The organism is Rhizobium sp. P2_G9, from assembly GCF_056403475.1.
The window spans coordinates 1-24,452 of record NZ_JBFUFK010000067.1 but is presented as its reverse complement, the minus strand read 5'-3'; the positions used below and the strand labels follow the sequence as shown (position 1 = coordinate 24,452).

General features: G+C 62.1%; 30 protein-coding genes and 1 pseudogene. 25 read left to right on the top strand and 6 right to left on the bottom strand.

The window, feature by feature from the left end:
• Positions 1–154 precede the first annotated feature (154 nt).
• The 12 genes from AC1DYF_RS36065 to AC1DYF_RS36010 all read left to right on the top strand — a co-directional run bounded on the left by AC1DYF_RS36065 (position 155) and on the right by AC1DYF_RS36010 (position 7,694).
• Positions 155–982 carry an urease accessory protein UreD gene (locus AC1DYF_RS36065; protein WP_477883166.1) on the top strand — a complete coding sequence of 276 codons (828 nt, stop codon included), beginning with the start codon at positions 155–157 and terminating at the stop codon, positions 980–982.
• A gap of 81 nt (positions 983–1,063) precedes the next feature.
• A complete protein-coding gene (locus tag AC1DYF_RS36060; RefSeq protein WP_477883164.1) occupies positions 1,064–1,366 on the top strand; it encodes an urease subunit gamma in 303 nt (100 codons plus the stop codon).
• Between the two features lie 7 nt (positions 1,367–1,373).
• A complete protein-coding gene (locus AC1DYF_RS36055; protein WP_477883162.1) occupies positions 1,374–1,628 on the top strand; it encodes a DUF1272 domain-containing protein in 255 nt (84 codons plus the stop codon).
• 13 nt (positions 1,629–1,641) lie between these two features.
• Positions 1,642–1,947: an urease subunit beta gene (locus AC1DYF_RS36050; protein ID WP_477883160.1), complete on the top strand. Its 306-nt coding sequence runs from the start codon at positions 1,642–1,644 to the stop codon at positions 1,945–1,947.
• A gap of 19 nt (positions 1,948–1,966) precedes the next feature.
• Positions 1,967–2,413 (top strand): lysozyme inhibitor LprI family protein, encoded by a 447-nt coding sequence (locus AC1DYF_RS36045; protein ID WP_477883158.1) that lies wholly within the window; start codon positions 1,967–1,969, stop codon positions 2,411–2,413.
• 152 nt (positions 2,414–2,565) lie between these two features.
• Positions 2,566–2,994: a lysozyme inhibitor LprI family protein gene (locus AC1DYF_RS36040; protein WP_477883156.1), complete on the top strand. Its 429-nt coding sequence runs from the start codon at positions 2,566–2,568 to the stop codon at positions 2,992–2,994.
• Positions 2,991–3,611 (top strand): Urease operon accessory protein, encoded by a 621-nt coding sequence (locus AC1DYF_RS36035; protein WP_477883154.1) that lies wholly within the window; start codon positions 2,991–2,993, stop codon positions 3,609–3,611. Before AC1DYF_RS36040 ends, AC1DYF_RS36035 begins: the two co-directional genes overlap by 4 nt.
• A 44-nt stretch (positions 3,612–3,655) precedes the next feature.
• On the top strand, positions 3,656–3,922 hold the full coding sequence (locus tag AC1DYF_RS36030) for an AbrB/MazE/SpoVT family DNA-binding domain-containing protein (RefSeq protein ID WP_477883152.1): 267 nt from the start codon (positions 3,656–3,658) through the stop codon (positions 3,920–3,922).
• A complete protein-coding gene (locus AC1DYF_RS36025) occupies positions 3,919–4,326 on the top strand; it encodes a PIN domain-containing protein (RefSeq protein WP_477883150.1) in 408 nt (135 codons plus the stop codon). Before AC1DYF_RS36030 ends, AC1DYF_RS36025 begins: the two co-directional genes overlap by 4 nt.
• A 4-nt stretch (positions 4,327–4,330) precedes the next feature.
• Positions 4,331–6,040 carry an urease subunit alpha gene (ureC, locus tag AC1DYF_RS36020; RefSeq protein ID WP_477883147.1) on the top strand — a complete coding sequence of 570 codons (1,710 nt, stop codon included), beginning with the start codon at positions 4,331–4,333 and terminating at the stop codon, positions 6,038–6,040.
• 25 nt (positions 6,041–6,065) lie between these two features.
• Positions 6,066–6,815 (top strand): hypothetical protein, encoded by a 750-nt coding sequence (locus AC1DYF_RS36015; protein ID WP_477883145.1) that lies wholly within the window; start codon positions 6,066–6,068, stop codon positions 6,813–6,815.
• A gap of 204 nt (positions 6,816–7,019) precedes the next feature.
• A complete protein-coding gene (locus AC1DYF_RS36010) occupies positions 7,020–7,694 on the top strand; it encodes a TIGR02117 family protein (protein WP_477883143.1) in 675 nt (224 codons plus the stop codon).
• 55 nt (positions 7,695–7,749) lie between these two features.
• On the opposite strand, the gene hutC is transcribed toward AC1DYF_RS36010, so the two are convergent.
• Together hutC and AC1DYF_RS36000 are read right to left on the bottom strand one after the other, a co-directional pair.
• On the bottom strand, positions 7,750–8,499 hold the full coding sequence (gene hutC / locus AC1DYF_RS36005; protein WP_477883140.1) for a histidine utilization repressor: 750 nt from the start codon (positions 8,497–8,499) through the stop codon (positions 7,750–7,752).
• Positions 8,499–9,845, bottom strand: coding sequence for a formimidoylglutamate deiminase (locus AC1DYF_RS36000; RefSeq protein ID WP_477883138.1), 1,347 nt, complete (start codon positions 9,843–9,845; stop codon positions 8,499–8,501). The genes hutC and AC1DYF_RS36000 overlap by 1 nt, the downstream gene beginning before the upstream one ends.
• Positions 9,846–9,905: 60 nt before the next feature.
• Here AC1DYF_RS36000 and hutI point away from each other — a divergent pair, with 60 nt between their 5' ends.
• From hutI to ureG, 9 genes are all read left to right on the top strand, one after another.
• Positions 9,906–11,147 (top strand): imidazolonepropionase, encoded by a 1,242-nt coding sequence (hutI, locus tag AC1DYF_RS35995; protein WP_477883136.1) that lies wholly within the window; start codon positions 9,906–9,908, stop codon positions 11,145–11,147.
• Positions 11,144–12,679: a histidine ammonia-lyase gene (gene hutH / locus AC1DYF_RS35990; protein WP_477883134.1), complete on the top strand. Its 1,536-nt coding sequence runs from the start codon at positions 11,144–11,146 to the stop codon at positions 12,677–12,679. The genes hutI and hutH overlap by 4 nt, the downstream gene beginning before the upstream one ends.
• A 314-nt stretch (positions 12,680–12,993) precedes the next feature.
• Complete coding sequence (gene hutU / locus AC1DYF_RS35985; protein ID WP_477883132.1) at positions 12,994–14,682, top strand: urocanate hydratase; 1,689 nt, start codon at positions 12,994–12,996, stop codon at positions 14,680–14,682.
• Positions 14,683–14,751: 69 nt separating this feature from the next.
• A complete protein-coding gene (locus AC1DYF_RS35980) occupies positions 14,752–15,315 on the top strand; it encodes a HutD/Ves family protein (RefSeq protein ID WP_477883130.1) in 564 nt (187 codons plus the stop codon).
• 129 nt (positions 15,316–15,444) lie between these two features.
• Complete coding sequence (locus AC1DYF_RS35975) at positions 15,445–16,314, top strand: transporter substrate-binding domain-containing protein (protein ID WP_477883129.1); 870 nt, start codon at positions 15,445–15,447, stop codon at positions 16,312–16,314.
• Between the two features lie 104 nt (positions 16,315–16,418).
• Positions 16,419–17,090: a TylF/MycF/NovP-related O-methyltransferase gene (locus AC1DYF_RS35970; protein ID WP_477883128.1), complete on the top strand. Its 672-nt coding sequence runs from the start codon at positions 16,419–16,421 to the stop codon at positions 17,088–17,090.
• A 164-nt stretch (positions 17,091–17,254) separates the two neighbouring features.
• Complete coding sequence (locus AC1DYF_RS35965; protein WP_477883180.1) at positions 17,255–17,842, top strand: urease accessory protein UreE; 588 nt, start codon at positions 17,255–17,257, stop codon at positions 17,840–17,842.
• A complete protein-coding gene (locus tag AC1DYF_RS35960) occupies positions 17,808–18,497 on the top strand; it encodes an urease accessory protein UreF (protein WP_477883178.1) in 690 nt (229 codons plus the stop codon). The genes AC1DYF_RS35965 and AC1DYF_RS35960 overlap by 35 nt, the downstream gene beginning before the upstream one ends.
• A gap of 44 nt (positions 18,498–18,541) precedes the next feature.
• Positions 18,542–19,189 carry an urease accessory protein UreG gene (gene ureG / locus AC1DYF_RS35955; RefSeq protein WP_477883126.1) on the top strand — a complete coding sequence of 216 codons (648 nt, stop codon included), beginning with the start codon at positions 18,542–18,544 and terminating at the stop codon, positions 19,187–19,189.
• 74 nt (positions 19,190–19,263) lie between these two features.
• On the opposite strand, the gene AC1DYF_RS35950 is transcribed toward ureG, so the two are convergent.
• A complete protein-coding gene (locus tag AC1DYF_RS35950) occupies positions 19,264–19,470 on the bottom strand; it encodes a hypothetical protein (RefSeq protein ID WP_477883124.1) in 207 nt (68 codons plus the stop codon).
• A gap of 170 nt (positions 19,471–19,640) precedes the next feature.
• A complete protein-coding gene (locus tag AC1DYF_RS35945; protein ID WP_477883123.1) occupies positions 19,641–19,793 on the bottom strand; it encodes a hypothetical protein in 153 nt (50 codons plus the stop codon).
• A gap of 72 nt (positions 19,794–19,865) precedes the next feature.
• Between AC1DYF_RS35945 and AC1DYF_RS35940 the strand changes: the two genes are divergently transcribed.
• Positions 19,866–20,039 carry a hypothetical protein gene (locus AC1DYF_RS35940; RefSeq protein ID WP_477883121.1) on the top strand — a complete coding sequence of 58 codons (174 nt, stop codon included), beginning with the start codon at positions 19,866–19,868 and terminating at the stop codon, positions 20,037–20,039.
• A 167-nt stretch (positions 20,040–20,206) separates the two neighbouring features.
• Here the strand turns inward: AC1DYF_RS35940 and galU are convergent, their stop codons facing one another.
• On the bottom strand, positions 20,207–21,082 hold the full coding sequence (galU, locus tag AC1DYF_RS35935; RefSeq protein WP_477883119.1) for a UTP--glucose-1-phosphate uridylyltransferase GalU: 876 nt from the start codon (positions 21,080–21,082) through the stop codon (positions 20,207–20,209).
• Between the two features lie 187 nt (positions 21,083–21,269).
• Here galU and AC1DYF_RS35930 point away from each other — a divergent pair, with 187 nt between their 5' ends.
• The 3 genes from AC1DYF_RS35930 to AC1DYF_RS35920 all read left to right on the top strand — a co-directional run bounded on the left by AC1DYF_RS35930 (position 21,270) and on the right by AC1DYF_RS35920 (position 24,146).
• Positions 21,270–22,490: a lytic murein transglycosylase gene (locus AC1DYF_RS35930; RefSeq protein ID WP_477883117.1), complete on the top strand. Its 1,221-nt coding sequence runs from the start codon at positions 21,270–21,272 to the stop codon at positions 22,488–22,490.
• A gap of 82 nt (positions 22,491–22,572) precedes the next feature.
• Positions 22,573–23,760, top strand: a complete 1,188-nt coding sequence (locus tag AC1DYF_RS35925) for an SGNH/GDSL hydrolase family protein (RefSeq protein ID WP_477883115.1) — start codon at positions 22,573–22,575, stop codon at positions 23,758–23,760.
• 146 nt (positions 23,761–23,906) lie between these two features.
• The gene (locus AC1DYF_RS35920) at positions 23,907–24,146 is read left to right on the top strand and encodes a PsiF family protein (protein ID WP_477883113.1); all 240 of its coding nucleotides are present in this window, start codon (positions 23,907–23,909) and stop codon (positions 24,144–24,146) included.
• Positions 24,147–24,324: 178 nt separating this feature from the next.
• Here the strand turns inward: AC1DYF_RS35920 and AC1DYF_RS35915 are convergent.
• Positions 24,325–24,452: pseudogene (locus AC1DYF_RS35915) on the bottom strand (IS5/IS1182 family transposase); the annotation flags it as partial.

Below are 24,452 nucleotides of genomic sequence, written 5' to 3'. Positions count from 1 at the left end.
GGGCATCTCCCCCTCAAGGGGGGAGATTGGATGGGGCGCGCTCATCAGACTTCACCCACCTAGAATTCGGCGATGCTTGGGGCAGGCACGCGCCGCGAATCAATCTCCCCCCTTGAGGGGGAGATGCCCGGCAGGGCAGAGGGGGGTTTGACCGATGCTCGCCCCCAATCCCGAAATCGCCATCCTCCCCCAGCGCGCCAAGGGCGCCGCCCGCCTCGTCACCAAATCCGCCGGCAACAAAACCAGGCTCGACGTCTTCTTCCAGGAAAGCGCCGCCAAGATTCGTATCCCCGAATCCTATGACGGCCGCATGGAAGCTGTACTGATCAACACGTCCGGCGGCCTGACCGGCGGCGATCGCATTGCCTGGCAGGTCGAGGCTGGCGCGAACACCTATGTCACCGTCACCACCCAGGCCTGCGAGCGCGTCTACAAATCCTCGGGCGGCCATGCCGAGGTCGCCACCACACTCAAAGCCGGCCCTAATGCCAGTCTGCACTGGCTGCCGCAGGAAACCATTCTCTTCGACCAGGGCGCGCTTCGCCGCACGCTCGATGTCGATCTCGCCGACAGCGCCGAATTCATCGGCCTCGAAGCCGTGCTCCTCGGCCGCAAGGCAATGGGCGAAATCGTCGGGACCGGCCTCTTTCGCGACCGCTGGCGGGTGCGCCGGGGCGGCTGCCTGATCCATGCCGAAGACGTCTGCCTGTCGGGCGATCTCCGCAGGCTGATCGCCAAGTCGCCCGTGCTCCAAGGCAACCAGGCCTTCGCCACCCTGATCTATTGCGGCACCCGCACCGAGGCGCTGATCTCGCCGCTCAGAAAACTCTTGGGCGACGCCTCTGCCGGCGTCAGCGTCTGGAACGGCAAGCTCCTGATCCGCTTCGTCGCCTCGGAAGGTTTCGAGCTCAGAAAAATGCTCATCCCGGCAATTTCGCTCTTGCGAAATGGCGATCCCGCCCCGAAAGTGTGGAGCCTTTAACGGCCTGCGTCATTTGCCGTATTGCCGGCCGATGACGACTGATTTCATATTGAAAAGACTGAGCTTACCGCGGAGCAATCGATGAATCTCTCCCCCCGTGAAAAGGACAAGCTGCTGATCTCGATGGCAGCGATGGTGGCGCAGCGCCGGCTTGAACGCGGCGTCAAGCTCAACTATCCCGAGGCGATCGCGCTGATCTCCGATTTCGTCGTCGAGGGCGCCCGCGACGGCCGCTCGGTGGCCGATCTGATGGAGGCCGGCGCCCATGTCATCAGCCGTGACCAGGTGATGGAAGGCATTGCCGAAATGATCCACGACGTGCAGGTCGAGGCAACCTTCCCCGACGGCACGAAACTCGTCACCGTCCACGAACCGATCCGCTGAGGCCTCGATGCTGGAACTCCGCCCCAACTGCGAATGCTGCAACAGGGACCTGCCGCCAGAAAGCGCCGAGGTACGCATTTGCACCTTTGAATGCACCTTCTGCGCCGATTGTGCGGAAAATACGCTTGCCGGCACCTGCCCGAATTGCGGCGGCAATTTTGCCATCCGCCCCATTCGCCCCGCCGCGATGCTCGCCAAATATCCCGCCTCCACCAAACGCATTCTGAAAGCCGAAGGCTGCCAGCCCAACAAGGCCGCGTGAGAAAGGACCGACCATGATCCCCGGTGAACTCATCCCCGCCAAGGGCGAGATCGAACTCAATGCCGGCCTGCCGACCGTGACCATCGACGTCGCCAATACCGGCGACCGGCCGATCCAGGTCGGCTCGCATTATCATTTCTTCGAGACCAACAAAGGGCTGGATTTCGACCGGGAGAAGGCCCGCGGCATGCGCCTCGACATTCCCTCAGGCACCGCGGTGCGCTTCGAGCCCGGCCAGAAGCGCACGGTGCAGCTTATCCCGCTTTCCGGCAAGCGCGAGGTCTACGGCTTCCGCCAGCAGGTGATGGGAAAATTATAAAAAAATCAGGAGGAAACGCATGAAGCGAGCAGCAATCGCGGCATTGTTGCTGTTGAGCAGCGCGAGTTTGACCCATGCGCAGCAGGACGACAGCAGCAACAGCGGCGACGACCAGCAGGTTGACTGCAAGAATGCCGAAACCCAGGCCGACATGAATTATTGCGCGGCGATGGATTTCTCTAAGGCCGATGACCAGCTCAACGTGGTCTATAAACAAGCCGTGAAAAGCCAGCAGGATCTCGACAAGCAGTCGGCTGAGATCAATCCCGACTATGTCGGCGCGCTGAAGGCGCTGAAGAAGGCGCAGCGCGCCTGGATCGACTATCGCGATGGCGAATGCGAAGGCGAGGGTTACCAGGCCGTTGGCGGCACGATGCAGCCGATGTTGATCGACGGCTGCAAGACCGACCTGACCAACAAGCGCGTCAAGGAACTGCAGGAACTGATCAAGGGCATGGGCAACTGATTGTCGGGCATGGCCGCCGAAACGAAATGGAGATCGCACCCGAAAATGGTTGAATCCGGACCGCGACATTCATGCCATAGCTGGGATGCAGGTGATATCCCGGAAGGGCAGACTCGCACGATCGACACGCTGGAAACAGATCCGGAGGACCCGTGCGACTTTCTATTCTGACACTCGGCGCCACGCTTCTCATCTTACCGATTGCCGGCATGGCTCGGGCCGAGGACCAGCCGCAAATCGACTGCTCCAATGGCGGCAATTCCACGGTGGAAATGCAATATTGCGCCGAACAGGACTACAACAAAGCTGACAAGCAACTGAACGCCGTTTACAAGCAGGCGCTGAAGACCGAAGCCGATCTCGACGCCCAGGCAGCCAGCAAGGCACAAGCCGGAGCGGTCGCCTCGCTCAAAGCGGCGCAGCGGATCTGGATCCAGTACCGCGACGCCCATTGCGATACGGTGGGTTACGAGGCGCAGGGCGGCACGATCCTCGGCCAGCTGCTGCTCACCTGCAAGGCCGGGATGACCAATGACCGCATCAAGGCATTGAAGGGCCTGATCAAGGGCTTGGGTGAATGACCACACGCAGCATCATGATCGTCGGCAATGGGGAGATCGATCCGGGCCTGGCCCGCACGATCGACGCGGCCGACCTGGTCATGCGCTTCAACGACTGCCGCTCGGCCGGCAATGGCGGCACCCGGACCGATATCGTCACCGTCTGCAATACCGGTCGACCGGGCAAGGCGATGACCGAAGGCACGGAGTGGAAGGCCAATCCCTTCGTGCTGACCGCCTCCGCCATCTGGTGCATCCGCAATCCCCAGAAATTTGCCGCCATGCGTCCATCGATCCTCGCTGCACATCCGGAGCTGAACGATTTCTGCGACGACTATACAGATGGTTTTCGCACCTTCGCCCGGGAGACGGGCAAGGCCTTTCATATCGCCCCCGCCGCCACCCATGAGCGGCTGGACGCCGAACTCGGCGCCTACCATCCTGCACCCTATGTCGTGCCCTCGACTGGCCTCGTCGCCATTGCCGAATTCCTTGTCCATTTCAGCCAGCCGGACGACAGTGTGACGCTTGTCGGCTTCGGCCATCAGGGCTGGGAATGGCACCCCTGGGAAGCAGAGGAGCAGTGGGTGGAAGATCGCGTGAGGCAGGGGAGACTGGAAAAGTATGGGAATTCGTGATATGTATGAATTTTCTGAAAAGTAGGGAATTCATGGAGCGCGCAATGGGCAGGTTTGATGCCAGAACGTCGACAAAGGGACAGGCGACGATTCCCATAGAAGTCCGCAAGGCGCTCGGTCTGCCGCCGGGCGGCTCGGTGCAGTTCATCATCGGCGATGACGGCAAGGTATCGGTGATCGCCAAGAAGAGCGGCCTGCGGCACCTGAAGGGCATTTTCAACACGCCAAGCGAACCGGTCGACATCGAAGACGCGATTGCTGAAACCGTTCAGCGCAGAACCGACATCGATCGCAGGGAGGAAGACCCTTGATCGGCATCGATACAAACATCCTGTTGCGCTATCTCCTAGACGACGACCCGATCTGGTCGCCCGTTGTGACGGATTTCGTCGACAATCGGCTGACCACGGAGCAGCCGGCTTACGTCAATGTGATCACTCTGATTGAATTGGTCTGGACGCTGCGGCGCAGGCCGGAATACGATCGCTCGCGGCTGACTTCGGTCGTCGAAAGCCTGCTTTCATCCGACGTCATCGTGCTCGCCGAAGCATCTGCCATCGAGCGGGCGCTGTCATCCTTCAAGAAGGGCACAGCAGGATTTGCCGACTACCTGATTGCCGAACTGAACGAGGCAGCCGGCGCCTCGCCAACCATCACGATCGACCGCAAGGCCGGAAAAACCTTTCCGTTCACTCCCCTCTCCCAAGGAGCCTGACCCCATGTCCTACAAGATGTCCCGCGCCGCCTACGCCTCGATGTTCGGCCCGACCACCGGCGACCGGCTGCGTCTCGCCGACACGGAGCTCTTCGTCGAGGTCGAGAAGGATTTCACCACCTATGGCGAAGAAGTAAAATTCGGCGGCGGCAAGGTCATCCGCGACGGCATGGGCCAGAGCCAGGTGACGCGGGCGGATGGCGCGGTCGACACCGTGATCACCAATGTGCTGATCATCGACCATTGGGGCATCGTCAAAGCCGATGTCGGTCTCAAGGACGGCCGCATCGCCGCCATCGGCAAGGCCGGAAATCCGGACACGCAACCGGGGATCACGATCATCGTCGGCCCTTCGACCGAGGCCATTGCCGGCGAGGGCAAAATCCTTACCGCCGGCGGCATGGATGCGCATATTCACTTTATCTGCCCGCAGCAGATCGAGGAAGCGCTGATGAGCGGCGTGACCTGCATGCTGGGCGGTGGCACCGGTCCCGCCCATGGCACGCTCGCCACCACCTGCACAGGCGCCTGGCATATCGAACGCATGATCGAAAGCTTCGATGCCTTCCCGATGAACCTCGCGCTGGCCGGCAAGGGCAACGCCTCGCTGCCCGCCGCACTCGAGGAAATGGTGCTGGCTGGCGCCTCGAGCCTGAAATTGCACGAAGATTGGGGCACGACCCCGGCGGCGATCGATTGCTGCCTGTCCGTTGCCGACGCCTATGACATCCAGGTGATGATCCACACCGATACGCTGAACGAATCCGGATTTGTCGAGGATACGATCGACGCCATCAAAGGACGCACGATCCACGCCTTCCACACCGAAGGGGCCGGCGGCGGTCACGCGCCCGACATCATCAAGGTCTGCGGCTCGCTCAACGTCATCCCGTCGTCGACCAACCCGACCCGCCCCTATACGGTCAACACGCTTGCCGAACACCTGGACATGCTGATGGTCTGCCATCACCTGAGCCCGTCGATCCCGGAAGATATCGCCTTCGCCGAAAGCCGTATCCGCAAGGAGACGATCGCCGCCGAAGACATCCTGCACGATATGGGGGCTTTCTCGATCATCTCGTCCGACAGCCAGGCCATGGGCCGCGTCGGCGAAGTGGCAATCCGCACCTGGCAGACGGCTGACAAGATGAAGCGTCAGCGGGGCAGCCTGAAAGAAGAGACCGGCGACAACGACAATGTCCGGATTAAGCGCTACATCGCCAAATATACGATCAATCCGGCCATCGCCCAGGGCCTCAGCCACGAGATCGGCTCGGTGGAAGTCGGCAAACGCGCCGATCTCGTTCTCTGGTCACCCGCCTTCTTCGGCGTCAAGCCGGACATGGTGCTGCTCGGCGGCTCGATCGCCGCGGCCCCGATGGGCGATCCAAACGCCTCGATCCCGACACCGCAGCCGATGCATTACCGGCCGATGTTCGCGGCCTATGGCAAGCTGCGCACCAATTCCTCAGTCACCTTCGTCTCGCAGGCTTCGCTCGATGCCGGTCTGCAAAACCGGCTCGGCGTGGCGAAGAAGCTGCTGGCGGTGAAAAACACCCGCGGCGGCATCTCGAAAAAATCGATGATCCACAACGACCTCACCCCGCATGTCGAGGTCGACCCGGAGACTTACGAAGTCCGCGCCGACGGCGTGCTGCTCACCTGCGAGCCGGCCACGGTGCTGCCGATGGCGCAGCGCTATTTCCTGTTCTGAAATGTTCTGGTCGACAAAGCCGACATTGAGCGAGGACGATGTCGAGTGGCAGCTCGGCGCCTGGGCTTGGCTGCTCGAAAATCTCGGCGGCATCGCCCGTGTGAGATCGCTGCCGTCGAAATATCCAAGACAGGCGGATTTCCCGCGCTCAGGCCTTTCGGGGCATGCGCACGTGGAATTCGTCTTCGCCCAGGTCTGCGGCCAGCTCGGCGTCGATCCGAGCAATTTCGAGCTCGTTGCCCAGCAAGCCGCGATCGATCCCCATGTCGGCCATCTCGCGATCGTCAAGAACGCGCCGCGCGACCCGGCCGGCACCTACAGCAGACGCGACAATCGCCAGGTCATCACCTACGAGCCCGGCAGCGCCCGCGATCTGGAACATCTCATCGCGGTGCTGGGGCATGAACTTTGCCACGGCATCCTCCATTCCATCCCGACGCGTCCGGATGATTGGGGCGACAACGAAGAGTTCGCCACCGATCTCGCCACCGTGTTCTTCGGCTTCGGGCTGTTCGGCGGCAACCAGTCGTTCCAATTCAGCCAGTTTAACGACGTCGGAAGCGGTACACAGGGCTGGTCGACCCGGCGGCTGGGCTATCTGACGCAGGCTGAATGGGGATTTGCGCTTGCCGTGCGGGTGCTTCTGACCGGCGAGGATATCGAGCCGGTCAAGCAACATGCAGTGGATGCGTTGGGCTCGCATTTCATCAAGAACCATCGCTATTTGTTGAAATATCGGGACAAGCTTGAACCACTGGCCGAGATAATGGGGTGACCGTGAGCGAAAACCTGAGAATGTTGCCGCACTCGGAACACTCTTCCGTGTTCCAAGTTGCAAAATCTGGCGGCACGCCTATTCCTCATGAGATTTGCTGGAGCATCGCATGGTGGCTGAAGAACAAACGGAGCCGGGGCTGAATCAATTGCATGGGATCCGCGACCATGTCGATGACATCAAGCTTTGGCTAAGTATCGCGCATTGAGAGCCATTTTGCGTTGGATCATCCGCCTTCTGGTTCTGATCGCGGTTTTTGTCGCGGCGGGCACCTTCATCCCCCGCCCGCTGCTGCAATCGGCGAATGCGGACAGTTCGAATGAAGCCCCTCACCAAATCCTTGTCCTCTCCAACCCCATCCACACCGACATCGCCATCCCGCTCGACGATGCACTGCGCACCCGCTTTGCCTTCCTCATCGAAGCTGGTATACCGGTCGACAATCCCGGTGCGAAATATCTGGTCGTCGGCTGGGGTGGTCGCTCCTTCTATTTGGAAACGCCGCATTGGGCCGACATCAAGCCGCTGCCGGTGTTCCGGGCGCTGACCGTCGATCGTTCGGTGATGCATGTCTCCGTCGCCGGCACGATCCAGCAAGACGATCCCGGCGTCACACTTCTGCGCGTCAGCGACGCAGGCGAAAACCGCATGCTTGATTTCATTCTCGCCAGCTTCGCGCTTCAGGACAATAAACCGGCAGCCATCCCCAGTGCGCGTTACGGCCGCTACGACGCCTTCTATGAGGCCAACGGCGTCTTCAACGCATTGATGGGCTGCAACACCTGGACGGCGCATGCGCTGCGAGAGGCAGGTCTCCGCACAGGCATGTGGAACCCGGTGCCGCAGACGCTTGCTCTGTCGATCCGGCTTTTTGATTAAAACTTGTCGAGGATTGCAGCGGCCAGCTCCGATCGGTCAACTCGATTGGAGTTGATTACGCCGACCCCGCCAGCGACGGCGTGAACCGGGCGATCAGTTCGTGGCTTGACCCCAGATAAGTCAGCCGTACATGGGTGAGAAAGGCGCCGTTCATCGATGTCCGGCGCTCGACCACCAGGCAGGCAGCGCCGACCGGAATATCCAGGGCCGCCGCGATATCCTCGTCCGCTTCGACCGCCATGATCCGGTGTTCGGCCGCACTCCACGGCACCTGTTGCAACAGCCAGGGGCTGGGCGCAGTCCGCTCGAACTTTTCCTCGGCCGCACCCGGCACGGCGGCGAGGTTGATGATGCGGTCTTCCAGGCAGAACACCCGGTCGCCGGAATAGTGAAGGCCGGTGATCGCCAGCACGGGCGAGTTGACTGCAACGCCGAGATGGGCGCGATCCTCCAGCGTCGCCTTGCGCTTCTTCCGCTCCGAAAGTTCGTAGCGATAGGGCTTGCCCAGGCTTTCGACCTCAAGCTTGATGTCGCGGATTTCCAGCACTGCCGACTGCGAATGCGGCTGGGTGACGAAGGAGCCGGATTTCTTGCGCCGCTCGACCAGGCCCGCGCGTGCCAGCTGCGTCATCGCCTTGTTCACGGTCATGCGCGAACAGTTATATTGTGCCGCCAGGTCGAGCTCGAACGGAATGCGCTGCCCCGGCGCCCATTCGCCGGAGAGTATCTTGCCCTCGATATCGTTGACGATCCGCTGGTGCAGCGACAGCTCCGGATCGGCGAGAAGAGCGGCTGAGACGACCATCACATACCTTCGACGAGCTCCGTCATAACGCGCTGAAAGCGCCGGGTGACACGCTCGCTCGCACTGTGCCGCCCTTCCGAAACGTGTTTCACGCCGCGGACCCACACGCAATCGATATCGGCTCCATGGGCGAAAAGCCAGCGGTCCAGCAGCCGATCGTCGGCGAAATCCACATCGCGCGGCTTGAGGCTGACGAAATCCGCCGGGTTGCCGGCCGCGAGCCCCGCCTTGGTGCCAAGCGCCTGCGCCCCACCGGCAACCGCCGCATCGAAAAGCCGTCGCGCAGTGGAGGCATTCGGCCGGGCGATGACATTGCGGGCGCGATGCGCCAGCCGCTCGGAATATTCGAGCTGCCGCAGCTCATCCGAAAGCCCGATCAGCACATTGGAGTCCGAGCCGACGCCCCAGGCACCACCGGCCTGCGTGAACGGAAGAATGGCAAAGGTGCCGTCGCCGAGATTGGCTTCGGTGATCGGGCAGAGGCCGGCAACCGCACCGCTCTGGCCCATGGCGCGGGCCTCCTCCCGAGTCATGTGCGTCGCATGGATCAGGCACCAACGCGAATTGAGCTCGACATTGCCGAGCAGCCATTCGACCGGCCGTGCGCCCGACCATTTCACGCAATCCTCGACCTCCAGCACCTGTTCGGCCACATGGATGTGGATCGGCGCATCCGGCGCCAAGGTCGCCACCACCTTCAGTTCGTCCGGCGTCACGGCGCGCAGGCTATGCGGCGCCACGCCGACGACCGAGCCATCCAGCGACCCGGTGACATTGCGGCAGGCGTCGAGCAACCGGCCAAAGCTGTCGAGATCGTTGATGAACCGCCGCTGCCCCTCCGCCGGCGTCTGGCCGCCGAAACCGGCATGCGCATAAAAGACCGGCAGCAGCGTCAGCCCGATGCCCGTCTCGCCCGCCGCCGCCGCGATGCGCCCAGCCATTTCGCCGATATCGGCATAGTGCGCGCCGTCCTTGTCATGATGCAGATAGTGGAATTCGCCGACGCGGGTGAAGCCGGCCTCCAGCATCTCGACATAGAGTTTTGCCGCCACTGCCTCAACCTGATCCGGGGTCATCGACAGCGCGAAGCGATACATGACATTGCGCCAGCTCCAGAAACTGTCGTCGCCGGGACCGCGGGTTTCGGCGAGGCCCGCCATCGCCCGCTGGAAGGCATGGCTGTGGAGATTGCCCATGCCGGGCACGAGGATAGCGTGGACCTCATCGTCCGCAGCTGGCTTCTGCCCGGTCCGGAGGCTCTTGATTACCCCGGCATCGATCTTGAGGCGAACATTGTCGAGCCAGCCATCCGGCCCCAAAGCGCGCTTTGCGAATAGTGATTTCAACGCTAATCTCCTCTTGCCTTTCCAATCATTATGTATATACATATTCGCAATTGCCGGCACATGCAAACAAAAGCTGGGACCATGGGAAAGCCTATTTCAATTTTGCGCAATGCGCATCTGGCAACGCTCGCTTCGGGCGCAGAAGGCATGGGCGTTGTGGAAAACGGTGCTGTGGCCATCGAGAACGGCCGCATTGTCTATGCCGGCCCGGAGGCTGGGCTGCCGCATATGCCGGAGGCGGAAACCATTGATCTCGGCGGCCGCTGGGTCACGCCGGGCCTGATCGACTGTCACACCCACATCATCCATGGCGGCAACCGCGCCCGCGAATTCGAGATGCGGCTTGCAGGCGCGTCCTATGAAGAGATCGCCCGCGCCGGCGGCGGCATCGTCTCTTCGGTCAAGGCCACCAATGCGCTGTCCGTCGACGGCCTGGTCGAAACCGCGCTGGCCCGCATCGACACGCTGCTCGCCGAGGGCGTGACGACCATGGAGATCAAGTCCGGCTACGGCCTGTCCGTCGAGGGCGAACTCAATATGCTGCGTGCCGCCCGCGCCGTCGAAAAGGTCAGGCCGGTGCGTGTCGTCACCTCCTATCTCGGCGCCCATGCGACGCCGGTGGACTACAAGGGCCGCAACGGCGACTACATCACCGATATCGTCCTGCCGGCCATGGAGCAGGCAAAGGCAGAAGGCCTCGCCGATGCGGTCGACGGCTTTTGCGAAGGCATCGCCTTTTCGACGGGTGAAATCGCCCGCGTCTTCGATCGCGCCAAGGCGCTCGGTATTCCCGTGAAGCTGCATGCCGAGCAGCTTTCCAACCTCGGCGGCACCAAGCTCGCCGCCGCCTATGGCGCGCTGTCGGCCGACCATCTCGAATATCTCGACGATGAGGGTGTCGATGCCATGGCCAAATCCGGCACGGTGGCCGTACTGCTGCCCGGCGCCTTCTATGCCATCCACGAGAAGCAGAAGCCGCCGGTCGATGCGCTACGCAAGGCCGGCGTGCCGATTGCCATCGCTACCGACAGCAATCCCGGCACCTCGCCGCTGACCTCGCTGCTGCTGACCATGAACATGTCGGCGACGCTTTTCGGCCTGACGGTCGAGGAATGCCTGGCCGGCGCCACGCGCGAGGCCGCCCGCGCGCTCGGTCTTGCCAGCGAGACCGGTACGCTCGAAGCCGGCAAATCCGCCGATCTCGCCATCTGGAACATCGAGCGGCCGGCCGAACTCGTCTACCGCATCGGCTTCAACCCATTGCATGCCCGCTATTTCAAGGGCGAAAGGATTTCGCGATGACCGTTACTCTGCATCCCGGCTCGGTGTCGCTGAGGGAGCTGGAAGCCATCTACTGGAACGGCGAAAGCGCCCGCCTCGACCCCGCCTTCGATGCCGGCATTCAAAAGGCTGCCGACCGCATTGCCGAGATCGCCGCCGGCAACGAGGCCGTCTACGGCATCAATACCGGCTTCGGCAAGCTTGCCTCGATCAAGATCGACGCCGCCGACACCGCCACCCTGCAGCGCAACCTGATTCTCTCGCATTGCTGTGGCGTCGGCGCGCCCCTGCCCGACAATATCGTACGGCTGATCATGGCGCTGAAGCTGATCTCGCTCGGCCGTGGCGCCTCCGGTGTGCGGCTCGACCTCATCCGCTTGATCGAAGCGATGCTGGACAAGCGCGTCACGCCGGTCATCCCGGAAAAGGGCTCTGTCGGCGCCTCGGGCGACCTCGCGCCGCTCGCTCATCTCGCCGCCGTGATGATGGGAGAAGGTGAAGCCTTCTTCGACGGTGAGCGCATGCCCGGCAAGGCCGCACTCGACAGAGCCGGCCTTACCCCGGTCGTGCTCGCTGCCAAGGAAGGCCTGGCCCTGATCAACGGCACCCAGACCTCGACGGCGCTGGCGCTCGCTGGCCTGTTCCGCGCCCACCGCGCCGCCAATGCCGCGCTGATCACCGGCGCCATGTCGACCGATGCCGCGATGGGCTCCTCGTCGCCCTTCCATCCCGATATCCATACGCTGCGCGGCCACAAGGGCCAGATCGACACCGCAGCAGCGCTCCGCGGCCTTCTCGCCGGCTCGGTGATCCGCCAGAGTCATCTCGAAGGCGATGAGCGCGTCCAGGACCCCTATTGCATCCGCTGCCAGCCGCAGGTCGACGGCGCCTGCCTCGACCTCTTGCGCTCCGTCGCCCGGACGCTCGAAATCGAGGCCAATGCCGTCACCGACAATCCGCTGGTGCTCTCGGACAATTCCGTCGTCTCCGGCGGCAATTTCCATGCCGAACCTGTGGCCTTCGCCGCCGACCAGATCGCGCTGGCCGTCTGCGAGATCGGCGCCATCGCCCAGCGCCGCGTGGCACTCCTGGTCGACCCCGCCCTCTCCTACGGCCTGCCGGCCTTCCTGGCGAAAAAGCCTGGGCTGAATTCTGGCCTGATGATCGCCGAAGTCACCTCGGCGGCGCTGATGAGCGAGAACAAGCAGATGTCGCATCCGGCCTCGGTGGATTCGACGCCGACCTCGGCCAACCAGGAAGACCATGTCTCCATGGCCTGCCACGGCGCCCGGCGATTGCTGCAGATGACCGAGAATTTGTTTGGGATTATCGGGATCGAGGCAATCACGGCGGCCCAGGGCGTGGAGTTTCGCAGTCCGCTGACGACCAGCGCGGAATTGCAGAAGGCTATTGCGGCATTGCGGCAGGTGGTGCCGACGCTGGAAGTCGATCGCTATATGGCCGGCGATCTTGCGGCGGCGGGGACGCTGGTGGGGTCGGGGGCGCTGAATGCCTCGGTTTCGGCGGGGATTCTGCCGGCGTTGGGGGTGTGAGTGACCGTCGCTCCTCGCTCAGTCACTGCCCCTCCGCAAGGTCGCATTCACCCCTCACCAAGTGCGCCCAAGCGATCGGCTGCGCCTCTCGCGGGCTTACTACCCTCTCCCGCAAGGGGCGAGGCAGGGTGCCACAAGTACCTGCCTCACTTGGGGCAAAGCGGCGCCGCGGGTTTTTCCTCGCCCCTTGCGGGAGAGGATACGCAGGCCGGGCGAGCTCTTGCGAGCCCTTGGGCGAAGTTGGTGAGGGGTGAAATGACCCACCCACACCCGACACCACGGAATTTCCTTTTCGTTTCTCAGGAGACAACCCCATGACCAACGACCCGCGCCACAATATCCGCGACGTGCGTTCCCCCCGCGGCCCCGAAATCACCGCCAAGAGCTGGACGACAGAAGCGCCGATGCGCATGCTGATGAACAATCTCGATGCCGAGGTCGCCGAGCGTCCGCATGAACTGGTCGTCTATGGCGGCATCGGCCGTGCTGCCCGCACCTGGGATGATTTCGACCGCATCGTCGCGACGCTGCAGACACTTGGCGAGGAAGAGACGCTGCTTGTCCAGTCCGGCAAGCCGGTCGGCGTGTTCCGCACCCATAAGGATGCTCCGCGCGTGCTGATCGCCAATTCCAACCTCGTGCCGCATTGGGCGACCTGGGATCATTTCAACGAACTCGACAAGAAGGGCCTTGCCATGTACGGCCAGATGACGGCCGGTTCGTGGATCTATATCGGTACCCAGGGCATCGTCCAGGGCACCTACGAAACCTTCGTCGAAGCCGGCCGGCAGCATTATGACGGCAGCCTCAAAGGTAAGTGGATCCTGACCGGCGGCCTCGGCGGCATGGGTGGCGCGCAGCCGCTCGCCGCGGTCATGGCCGGCGCCTGCTGCCTTGCCGTGGAATGCGACGAGAGCCGCATCGATTTCCGCCTGCGCACCCGCTATGTCGACGAGAAGGCCAAGACGCTCGACGAGGCCTTGGCACTGATCGACAAATGGACCAAGGCCGGCGAAGCCAAATCTGTTGGCCTGCTCGGCAATGCCGCCGAAATCTTCCCCGAACTCGTCAAAAGAATGCAGGCCGGCGGCCCGCGCCCGGATATTGTCACCGACCAGACCTCGGCGCATGACCCGCGCAACGGCTACCTGCCGACCGGCTGGACGGTCGAGGAAGCCCGCGCCAAGCGCGAGAGCGACCCGAAATCCGTCGAGACCGCCGCCCGCGCCTCGATGAAGGCGCATGTCGAAGCCATGGTCGCCTTCTGGGATGCCGGCGTACCGACGCTGGATTACGGCAACAATATCCGCCAGGTCGCCAAGGACGAAGGCTTCGAAAACGCCTTCGCCTTCCCTGGCTTCGTGCCGGCCTATATCCGGCCGCTGTTCTGCCGCGGCATCGGCCCGTTCCGCTGGGCGGCCCTGTCGGGTGACCCGGAAGACATCTACAAGACCGACGCCAAGGTCAAGGAATTGCTGCCCGACAACAAGCACCTGCATCGCTGGCTCGACATGGCGCGTGAGCGCATAGCCTTCCAGGGCCTGCCGGCGCGCATCTGCTGGGTCGGCTTGGGCGACCGACATAAGCTTGGCCTCGCCTTCAATGAAATGGTCAGGAGTGGCGAACTCAAGGCCCCTGTCGTCATCGGCCGCGACCATCTCGATTCCGGCTCCGTCGCCTCGCCCAACCGCGAGACCGAGGCGATGAAGGATGGCTCAGATGCCGTCTCCGACTGGCCGCTGCTCAACGCCTTGCTCAACACCGCGTCGGGCGCCACCTGGGTGTCGCTGCATCATGGCGGCGGCGTCGGCATGGGCTATTCGCAGCATTCCGGCATGGTGATCTGCGCCGACGGCACCGATGACGCCGCCCGCCGGCTTGAGCGCGTGCTGTGGAACGACCCTGCCACTGGCGTCATGCGCCACGCCGATGCGGGCTATGACATCGCCCTGGACTGCGCCAAGGAAAAAGGCTTGCGCCTGCCGGGCATTTTGGGCAACTGATCGATCAGGGCGTTTCCCGGTCAGACAGGCCGGGAAGCGCGATTTCGAGAATGCCAAGAGTGAGGGGGAATGCAGCGTCTTCGTCGTGCCGGTTATAAGCGCATGCCATGGAAGAATGGCCAGGGTTCCACCGAGGAGGTGATCGCCTTCCCGCCCGGCAGCGACGTGGCATCCTTCGGCTGGCGGCTCTCGATCGCCCATGTCGCCGCCGACGGACCGTTTTCGGTCTTTGCCGGCATCGACCGGACAATCGCGCTTTTGGATGGCGCCGGCCTCTTCCTCGACCTGCCGGGAGAGACCGTCGAACTCGGTACAAAGACCGACCCGTTCGCCTTCTCAGGCGATCTCATGATTTCAAGCCGCAACAAGGGCGGCGCGACCGTCGACCTCAACATCATGACTCGCCGCGGCCAGTTCCACCACAGGATGAGCCGCATCCGCGGCGGCATCATCGAGATTGCCGTGCCGGGCACGATCCTCGTCTTCAACGAGGCCACCACGCTTTATTGCGGCGACCAGACCATCGACGTCGATCGTTTCGACACCCTGATCGCCGACCCGGTCGACGGCAAACTGCGCATCCCCCCGGGCACGGACATGCTGGTGATCGAGATCACTGCGCTGCCGCACTGAGCGGCTCGGCAAACAGCGTATCCGCAGCCGCCAAGTTCCGGCGAACAATATTCCACCCCGCGCCTGACTCTGTTAGATGCTCTCATGGGCCCGACCGGAACTGGCCCGACCGGAACTGGATGGACGACAATGAAGCCAATGACTGCGTCGCGTTGTTTTCTGACGGTCTGCGCAATTTTCCTGCTCGCCTCGGCCGCCAGGCTTCCGGCTTCTGCCGCCGACAATGGCAGCAGCCTGTCGATCCCGCTGATGTTCGATCTGCGCGAGCGCATTCCGAAACCCGATCTTGCCGCCGTGCCGCGCATCCGCTTCCTGACCACGGTCGATTTTCCCCCATTCAATTTCATCGACCAGTCCGGAAAACTGTCGGGCTTCCATGTGGACCTGGCGCGCGAAATCTGTCGCGAGCTCGACGTGCTGGAGCGCTGCCAGATCGAGGCGGTCGCCTATGCCGACCTGCAGCAGAAGCTGGACAAGGGCGACGGCGAAGTGGTGATCGCCGGCACCAGGATCACCCCGGATCTCCGGCAGGACCACAGCTTCTCGCGCGTCTTCATGCAATTGCCGGCGCGCTTCGTCATCACCAAGCCAGCCGCCAACTCGATAAAGTCGCCGGACGAATTGCAGCCGAACGACGTCGGCGTGGTCAAGGACACCGCCCATGCCGAAATGCTCAAGGCGTTTTTCCCGACTCTGACGCCGAAACTCTATGACGACAGGGTCAAAATGCTCACGGCGCTGAAGACGGGCGAGATCAAGGCCGTGTTCGGCGATGGGCTGCAGCTGTCCTTCTGGCTCGAATCCAGCGATGCCGGCAATTGCTGCGCCACGCTCGGCGGTCCATATTATTCGCAACTGTTCTTCGGCGATGGCCTGGCGATGATGACCCGCAAGAACACACCGCAAATCACCCAGGCGCTCGACCACGCGCTGATCGCGCTGGCCCGCAACGGCCGCCTCAACGACATCTATCTGCGCTATTTCCCCAACGGGCTGTGATCGCCCCCGGCACTGACCGCCCGGCTTGCCTCGACGGGCGACGGAGGCTACAGAGCACCATCCGCCGGGCTTGCCGGCTACCCCTACGCGACAGGAATGCTGCGATGAAAGCAAAGCCGATCGGCAAGGAAGTCCGCGAACGCAAGCTGACCTTTCTGTCGCCGAAAAAGATGAAGAGCCTGCTCAACGCCGCCGATTCGGTGGTGCTCGGCGAGGTGCCGGGCGATTTCCTTGAATTCGGTGTCGCACTTGGTGGATCGGGTATCTGCCTCGCATCACGCCTCGACGATGGCCGCCGCTATCTCGGTTTCGACGTCTTCGGCATGATCCCGCCGCCTTCCGATGCCGATGGCGAGCCGGTGCAGCAGCGTTACAGGAAGATCGCCGATGGCAACGCCAAGGGCATCGATGGCGATCAATATTACGGCTATGTCGAGAACCTCTACGCCAAGGTCTCCGAGAGCTTTGCTTCGCTCGGCCTGCCCGTCGACGGCGAGCGCATCCTGCTGGTCAAGGGCCTGTTCGAGGAAACGGTCCATGCGCATGAGGGCACGACCATCGCGCTCGCCCATATCGACTGCGACTGGTACGATCCGGTCAAGTTCTGCCTCGAATTCGTCTGGCCGCGGCTGTCGGAAGGCGGCCAGGTGATCATGGATGACTATAATTTCTGGGAAGGCGCCCGCAAGGCAACCGACGAATTCCTCGCCGCTCATCMCGATGCGAAAATATTGCGGCGACAGCCCGGGGTGGTGCTGGTCAAGCCGTTCAGCTGAGGCGGCTTCGCTGGGGGGTGAGGTTGTCGCTTGTGCGCCACCTCTTCTGCCCGCAGGCAGGAGCAAGCCCAGCTTTTATCCCCCGCTTCCGCTTTTACGCATTGCACCATCGGCGAAAATGGCTTCAATTGCCGATCCGCATCCAGCATATCGAGGCCAGAACCATGCCCTTCCGCTCCACCAAGATCGCCAAGCCCGGTCCGCATATCAGCGCCACGCCGGTCGGTATCGTCGTGCTCACCCACGATCAGAGGCATATCCGCAGGAAACTCCTGCATATGACCCATGACGATGTCGTCATGCTCGATCTCAGGCAGCCGGCCGTGCTGGAGCACGGCGACCTGCTGGTGCTCGAAGGCGAGGCCGGCTATGTCGAGGTCGTGGCCGCCGACGAGCCGCTGCTCGAAGCCAGGCCGCGCGACCGCATGCACCTGGTCGAGCTCGCCTACCATCTCGGCAACCGCCATCTCGCCGCCCAGTTCGATGAAGACCGCATCTTGCTGGAACGCGACCATGTGATCAAGGCAATGCTCGAAGGGCTCGGCGCCGCCGTGACCGAAATCACCGCCCCTTTTAGCCCGCTGCACGGTGCTTATCACGCGCATGGCGGCCATGATCATCACGATCATGATCATCATGACCACGATCACCATCATGATCATGACCACGGGCATGACCATGATCACGGCCACGACCACCATCATGACCATGACCACCATGATCACGACCACGATCATAAGCATGGACATTGACGGCCAGGCGCTGATCCGGCTGATGACCTGGCTGTCGCCGGCCTTTCCGGTCGGCGGCTTCGCCTATTCGGGCGGGCTGGAACGCGCTGTGCATGACGGGCTGGTCGGGGATGCAGCAACACTCGCCGATTGGCTCGAGACCCTGCTCCAGCACGGCGCCTGGTGGAATGACGCGGTGTTGCTGGCCGAGGCATGGCGCGCCGCCGATGATGGCGACCGCCTTGCAAACGCCGCCGAATTGGCCGAGGCGCTGGCCGGCTCGGCCGAACGGCATGGCGAGATCATGACGCTGGGCCAAGCGTTCGCCGCAGCAGCGTCCGCCTGGCCGCATCCGGTGCTCGACGCGCTCGGCGAGCGTCCGCCCTATGCGATTGCCGTTGGCGCCGTGGCCGCCGCCCATGGCATCGCGCTGGAAAGGACCGTCGCCGCCTTCCTGCACGCGCTCGCGTCGCAGGCTGTGTCGGCGGCGATCCGGCTCAGCGTGCTTGGCCAGAAACAGGGCGTCGCCGTCCTCGCCGGGCTCGAAACCACCATCGTCAAACTATCCGCCGAAGCGGCCCAATCGTCGCTTGACGATCTCGGCAGCGCCGCCGTCATTGCCGATCTCGCTGCAATCCGCCACGAGACACAGCATTCCAGGCTGTTCCGCTCATGAGCGGGACGACCCGATCAGATTGTAGAGAATAAAGGATGGAGATCATGAGCTCACGCAACGGACCCTTGCGCATCGGCATCGGCGGCCCGGTCGGATCGGGCAAGACCGCACTCACCGAAAAGCTCTGCAAGGCGATGCGACAGGATTTTTCCGTCGCCGTCGTCACCAACGACATTTACACCCGCGAGGACGCCGAGGCGCTGGTGCGCATGCAGGCGCTCTCGTCGGATCGAATCGTCGGCGTCGAGACCGGCGGCTGCCCACACACGGCAATCCGCGAGGACGCCTCGATCAATCTGGCGGCCATCGCCGATCTCAACCGCAAATTCCCCGATCTCGACGTGGTCTTCATCGAGTCGGGCGGAGACAATCTCGCCGCCACCTTTTCCCCCGATCTTGCGGACCTGACGATCTACGTCATCTCCGTCTGCCAAGGCGAGGAAATCCCGCGCAAAGGCGGACCCGGCATTACCAAGTCCGACCTTCTGATCATCAACAAGAAGGACCTGGCGCCGCATGTCGGTGCCGATCTCGACGTGATGCAGACCGACGCAACCCGCATGCGGGCCGGCAAGCCATTCCTGTTCTCGGATATGAAGCGCGGCGAAGGCGTGGGAGAGATCGTCGCCTATCTCAAGCAATATGGCGGGCTCGAGCAGATCTCGCGACAGGGGGAACCGGTTTCGGTGTAGGCGGAGAAAGCAAAAGACAAGGCGTCGGGCGCGGGATTCGAAGAGTGCGACACGCGCTCGCCGCGTGCTGACCCTTATTCGAACCAGTCGTCGTGGCGGATGCTTTCGAGCAGTTCCTTTTTCTGGCGCTCGCTCAGCGGGGTATAATTGTCATTGCCGCGCGCTTGCCGGCGGCGCTTCGGCAGGACCTTCGCGGGCTGTGCGACCCTCCTGACCGGCACCGCACCGAGATGCAGCGCAATACCGGAAAGAAAGTGCAGACCCGAAGTCAGAGCAGTCATGGCGGCCTCCTTGGCCCTAAGGCGCAGTATCCGGTAGCTAACCTTTCCGTTTACACTGCGCTGTTCCGCGGGTGTCTTTCTTCTTCCCGCGGTTAACGTGGATGTGGGGATCGCGTTCCCTATTTTCAATCGAATTTGACTTCAGGGGGCGATCCCGACCGCTGGATGGGTCAGAAAATACCGACGACGAAGAGACCGACAAACAGAAACGCGGCTGCGGCGCAGCCAGCCATCAACAGCCTCTCGCCAAGGTGCGAGCGCCTGCCGATAACGGCGCGATGGGTATTGGCTGAAACAGTAGATTTAAGCAAAAATGCGGTCATGCCTACATTGCCTCATCAACAAAAGTTGACTCTTCGTTAACGGTCGTGAACAGCCTCGGGTGGGACAGGCTCATGCAGGGGATCGGCGGTGCCGAAAGGCTGCAGGAACGTGGCGGCTGTCTACCGTTCTTCAATCGCATATACGGTTTTTATGGAAAAGAAAAGAAATTCTATAATTTTGGTCGATATTTAAAAAGTTCGTTCGAATCTGAGGCGCCGACGCCTCGCCGAAAGAAGGCAGAATGACTCGGAGCATTCCCACCCGCGTCAAATATTGTTGCTGTGAGTGCTCGAGAGAGATGGGGCAAACGGCGCCCCATCCATTCTCACACCGTGTTGCGGCGATGTCCGACCGAACCGGGGGTGCGACAACGTGACGACGCGGGCGGCGACCGCCCGCGTCCCGGCAATCGCTATTTCAGCGCCGCAACCAGCGCCCGAAGTTCAGCCTCGAACAGCGGCCGGATATCCGGCCGGTCGAGCGCAAAGGCGATATTGGCCAGGATGAAGCCATCCTTGGCGCCGGTGTCATAAGTCGTGCCCTTGTAGTGATAGGCGGTGAACGGCTGCTGCTTCAAAAGCTTCAGCATGCCGTCGGTCAGCTGGATCTCATTGCCCGCACCGCGTTCCTGCGTTTCTAGGATCTTGAAGACTTCTGGCTGCAGGATGTAGCGGCCGTTGATGAAGAAATTCGAGGGCTGTGTGCCCGGCGCCGGCTTTTCCACCATGTCGGTGATCTTGTAGCCCTCGCCGACACGATCCGAAATCGCCACGATGCCATAGCGATGCGCCAGTTCCGGTGCGCATTCCTCGACGGCGATGATATTGCCGCCGGTGGTGCTGTAAAGTTCCACCATGCCCTTCATGCAGCCGGTTTCGGACTTCATGATCATGTCCGGCAGCAAAAGTGCAAACGGCTCATTGCCGACGATGTCGCGTGCGCACCAAGCGGCGTGGCCGAGACCGAGCGGTTCCTGCTGGCGGGTGAAGCTCGCCGTGCCGGCTTTGGGCAGGATCGATTCGAGCAACGACAGCTCGGCTTTCTTGTTGCGCGCCTTCAGCGTCGCTTCCAGCTCGTACTGAATATCGAAGTAATCCTCGATCACACCTTTGTTGCGACCCGTGACGAAGACGAAATGTTCGATGCCGGCTTCAATGGCTTCGTCGACGACATATTGAATAACCGGCTTGTCGACGACCGTCATCATTTCCTTGGGAACGGCCTTTGTTGCCGGAAGGAACCGCGTTCCTAAGCCGGCGACAGGAAAGACTGCCTTCTTGACCTTCATTTCTTTCTCCAGGTGCCAATTTGTAACCATATTTTTCGTGCGGGTGTAATTTCCAATCCCTATTTTTTTTCTAAAGAAGTGACGTCCCGATCAGCCCATGGTAAAGACTTTATTGACCTCACTTCTGTATTTTGTCGGTTTAGCCGGCCGCACCGGCGTCCAGGAACCACAGGACCGGATCGCATCCATGCAGAATGACCGCAAGCTTAGTTTGATTCGAAGCCTTCTGCCATTCATCGCTGCGGGCTGCCTGCTGATCGCCGCGCCGGCCCGCGCCGACGACGGTTTCGTGCGTTGGATCAATGCCTTCTACGCGACCGCCGCCAAGGCCGGTATCAGTAAATCGACCTATATACAGGCCTTCAAGGGCGTCACCGAACCCGATCAGGAGGTGATCGACAAGGCGCGCTATCAGCCCGAATTCCGCGACAACATTTGGGAATATCTCGACAGCCGCGTCAACCCCTACACCGTCGGCATCGGCCAGGACATGCTGAAAAAGGACGCGCGCACGCTGAGTGCGCTCGAAACGCATTTCGGGGTCGACAAGCATATTCTTCTCGCAATCTGGTCGATGGAGAGCAATTACGGCGCAGTGCTGGATAAACCGGAAAAATTGCACAATGTTCCGCGCGCGCTCGCCACGCTCGCCTATGTAGACAAGCGCCGTGCGGCCTATGCCCGCACGCAGCTGATTGCGGCACTGAAAATCGTCCAGGCCGGCGATGTGTCGGCCAAGAACCTCATCGGCTCCTGGGCCGGCGCCATGGGGCACACGCAATTCATCCCCACCAGCTACCTGATCTACGGCTTCGATGCCGACGGCAATGGCAAGCGCGATATCTGGCACTCGGTGCCGGATGCGCTGGCGACATCGGCCAATCTCCTGATGAAGAACGGCTGGCAGCCGGGCAAGACCTGGGGCTACGAGGTGCAATTGCCTGCCAACGCCGCCAAGCTCGCCGGCCGCAGCAAGACGCTCACCGAATGGGCCAAGCTCGGCTTCGTCCGGCCCGGCGACAAGGGGTTCAAGAACGGCAAGGACCGCGCCACGCTGAAAATGCCGGCCGGCCCGAACGGCCCGGGCTTCCTGATGATGAAGAATTTCTATGTGCTGAAAAAATACAATGCCGCCGATTCCTATGCCATGGGCGTTGGCCTGCTCGCCGACGAGATTGCCGGCTATAGCGGCCTGAAACAGGCCTGGCCGCGCCCCGAAGGCACGCTCGACATCAAGCAGAAATTCGAGCTTCAGACCCGGATGAAGGCGCTCGGTTATTACGATGGCGAGATCGACGGCAATTTCGGCTCCGGCTCCAAGACGGCGATCACCGCCATCCAGCGCCAGCTCGGCATGGAAGAAGACGGACGGCCGTCCGCGAAGCTGCTGCGCGCCTTGCAGAAATAGGCATTTTCGCCGTAAACTGCGGATAGTGTGACGAGGCCGGGCAATGCCCGGCTTAATCTATTGTCGCCGTTGCGGAGGAAAGATGCCAGGACTGCCCCAAAGACGCCTGCTCTTGCGGCTTGTCATGGCCGGCCTGATCGCGCTCGGGCTCGCTTTGCCGCTCATTCCGGTGACACCCCTGGCGACTGGGGCCTATGCCCAGGAAGTGCGTGAGCGGCGCTCGATCATCGACCTCCTCTTTGGCCGCACACCGAAATATGAACAGACCCCGTCTTATGTGCGGGTCAAGAAGAAGAAGCATCGGCCGGCTTCCGACCGGCCAAGCGATACGGCAGCGGCGGCGGCCGAGGAGCCGACGGTCGCCAAGACGCCGGATGCCAAGAAGGTGCTCGTCATCGGTGACTTCATGGCCACGGCACTTGCCGACGGCCTGACCATGGCAACCGCCGAGGATGCCGATCTCCAGATCGAAAAAGGCAGCGACGGCTCGTCCGGGCTGGTGCGCACCGACCATCTCGACTGGCCGAAGACGCTCAAGCAGCAGATCGACAGCATGCATCCGGCGCTGATCGTCATCATGCTCGGCAGCAATGACCGCCAACAGATGACCGTCGACGGCGTCAAGCAGAAATTCCGCACCGAAGCCTGGAACAATGAATATGAGCGCCGCATCAGCCAACTGATCGACGTGGCGAAGAGCAACAAGATACCGTTCATCTGGACCGGCCTGCCCTCGTTCCAGCAGCCGTCGCTGAGCGCCGACGCCGCGTCGCTCAATACGCTCTACCGCGAGAAGGTGGAGGCGGCCGGCGGTGTTTTCATCGATATCTGGGACGGTTTTGCCGATGAGGAAGGCAAGTTCATCGCCACCGGCTCCGACATCAACGGCCAGCCGGTGCGCCTGCGCGGCTCCGATGGCCTGAGCCTGACCAAGGCCGGCAAGCGCAAGATGGCCTTCTATCTCGAACGCGACCTGCGCCGCCTCACCGGCACCGACGAAATCGCCAACCTGATCCGGTTGGACTCCGCCGACCTGCCGAACAAGCCGGCAAGCACAACGCCGACCGTCACCAGCATCCTCACCGTCCCGCCGATGAGCCTCGCCGACCCCGAACTCGATGGCGCCAAACAATTGCTCGATTCCAACCTCCTGCCGAAGACCAGCGGCACGACACCGCGCGATCTGCTGATCGAAAAGGGTGAGACAGAGGCCGCGCCGGAGGGCCGGGTGGATGATTTCCGATGGAAGGGCGAGAAGCCGGCGGGCTGAGTTACCCTTCCCTATCGTCCGCCGGTTCCTCGGCGGCATTTCCGCGCATAGCCTAAAACAGCCTACCGCTCCCAGACGGAGGTGGTAAAATGCTACCTGCTGCACCGAATTCACCTGGACAAAGTAATTCCGCAAAGGACATCAGCATGAAACTTCTTACTGCAATTGCCGCCACTGCAATCCTTGCTTTCGTGGCCACGGGTTCGATGGCGCAGACCACCACAACGACGACCAAGCCTGCCGCCACAGCGACCACGGACAAGGCGCCGACTGACAAGAAGGCCATCTCGAAAGCCTGCTCGACACAGGCAGACGCCAAGGGTCTCCATGGCAAGGAACGCAAAAAGTTCCGCAACGACTGCAAGAAGAACGGCGGCAAAGCCTGATCGCCGACAGGCTGTGCGCATTCGGATGGTCGGCGGTGATATGGAGACCGTTTCCGCCGACTGTCCTTGACCCGGGGGGCGTATGGTTTGCCGTGAGAACCCATGGCGGGGTCGGTTCCGGCAGGGGGCGAAAAGACACGCTAGGCGGCGCGCGTACCTTAGAGCCCGATTCAAAAGTTCATTCGTAGATCCAATACCTTGCGATGCGCCTTGTGAGCATTCGGATTGAAGCGATTTGCGCCCATGCTGTTGAGCTTTCGATGGATTTTTCCCAATCCTTGGCGAGGCGGCGGCAACGCCCGAGCC

Coding starts and splice junctions, on each gene's coding strand:
- AC1DYF_RS36065 (WP_477883166.1), top strand. CDS start 155: ATGCTCGCCCCCAATCCCGAAATCGCCATCCTCCCCCAGCGCGCCAAG.
- AC1DYF_RS36060 (WP_477883164.1), top strand. CDS start 1,064: ATGAATCTCTCCCCCCGTGAAAAGGACAAGCTGCTGATCTCGATGGCA.
- AC1DYF_RS36055 (WP_477883162.1), top strand. CDS start 1,374: ATGCTGGAACTCCGCCCCAACTGCGAATGCTGCAACAGGGACCTGCCG.
- AC1DYF_RS36050 (WP_477883160.1), top strand. CDS start 1,642: ATGATCCCCGGTGAACTCATCCCCGCCAAGGGCGAGATCGAACTCAAT.
- AC1DYF_RS36045 (WP_477883158.1), top strand. CDS start 1,967: ATGAAGCGAGCAGCAATCGCGGCATTGTTGCTGTTGAGCAGCGCGAGT.
- AC1DYF_RS36035 (WP_477883154.1), top strand. CDS start 2,991: ATGACCACACGCAGCATCATGATCGTCGGCAATGGGGAGATCGATCCG.
- AC1DYF_RS36030 (WP_477883152.1), top strand. CDS start 3,656: ATGGGCAGGTTTGATGCCAGAACGTCGACAAAGGGACAGGCGACGATT.
- ureC (WP_477883147.1), top strand. CDS start 4,331: ATGTCCTACAAGATGTCCCGCGCCGCCTACGCCTCGATGTTCGGCCCG.
- hutC (WP_477883140.1), bottom strand. CDS start 8,499: ATGGTCGTCTCAGCCGCTCTTCTCGCCGATCCGGAGCTGTCGCTGCAC.
- hutI (WP_477883136.1), top strand. CDS start 9,906: ATGCAAACAAAAGCTGGGACCATGGGAAAGCCTATTTCAATTTTGCGC.
- hutH (WP_477883134.1), top strand. CDS start 11,144: ATGACCGTTACTCTGCATCCCGGCTCGGTGTCGCTGAGGGAGCTGGAA.
- hutU (WP_477883132.1), top strand. CDS start 12,994: ATGACCAACGACCCGCGCCACAATATCCGCGACGTGCGTTCCCCCCGC.
- AC1DYF_RS35980 (WP_477883130.1), top strand. CDS start 14,752: ATGCAGCGTCTTCGTCGTGCCGGTTATAAGCGCATGCCATGGAAGAAT.
- AC1DYF_RS35975 (WP_477883129.1), top strand. CDS start 15,445: ATGAAGCCAATGACTGCGTCGCGTTGTTTTCTGACGGTCTGCGCAATT.
- AC1DYF_RS35965 (WP_477883180.1), top strand. CDS start 17,255: ATGCCCTTCCGCTCCACCAAGATCGCCAAGCCCGGTCCGCATATCAGC.
- AC1DYF_RS35960 (WP_477883178.1), top strand. CDS start 17,808: ATGATCACGACCACGATCATAAGCATGGACATTGACGGCCAGGCGCTG.
- ureG (WP_477883126.1), top strand. CDS start 18,542: ATGAGCTCACGCAACGGACCCTTGCGCATCGGCATCGGCGGCCCGGTC.
- AC1DYF_RS35950 (WP_477883124.1), bottom strand. CDS start 19,470: ATGACTGCTCTGACTTCGGGTCTGCACTTTCTTTCCGGTATTGCGCTG.
- AC1DYF_RS35945 (WP_477883123.1), bottom strand. CDS start 19,793: ATGACCGCATTTTTGCTTAAATCTACTGTTTCAGCCAATACCCATCGC.
- AC1DYF_RS35940 (WP_477883121.1), top strand. CDS start 19,866: ATGCAGGGGATCGGCGGTGCCGAAAGGCTGCAGGAACGTGGCGGCTGT.
- galU (WP_477883119.1), bottom strand. CDS start 21,082: ATGAAGGTCAAGAAGGCAGTCTTTCCTGTCGCCGGCTTAGGAACGCGG.
- AC1DYF_RS35930 (WP_477883117.1), top strand. CDS start 21,270: ATGCAGAATGACCGCAAGCTTAGTTTGATTCGAAGCCTTCTGCCATTC.
- AC1DYF_RS35925 (WP_477883115.1), top strand. CDS start 22,573: ATGCCAGGACTGCCCCAAAGACGCCTGCTCTTGCGGCTTGTCATGGCC.
- AC1DYF_RS35920 (WP_477883113.1), top strand. CDS start 23,907: ATGAAACTTCTTACTGCAATTGCCGCCACTGCAATCCTTGCTTTCGTG.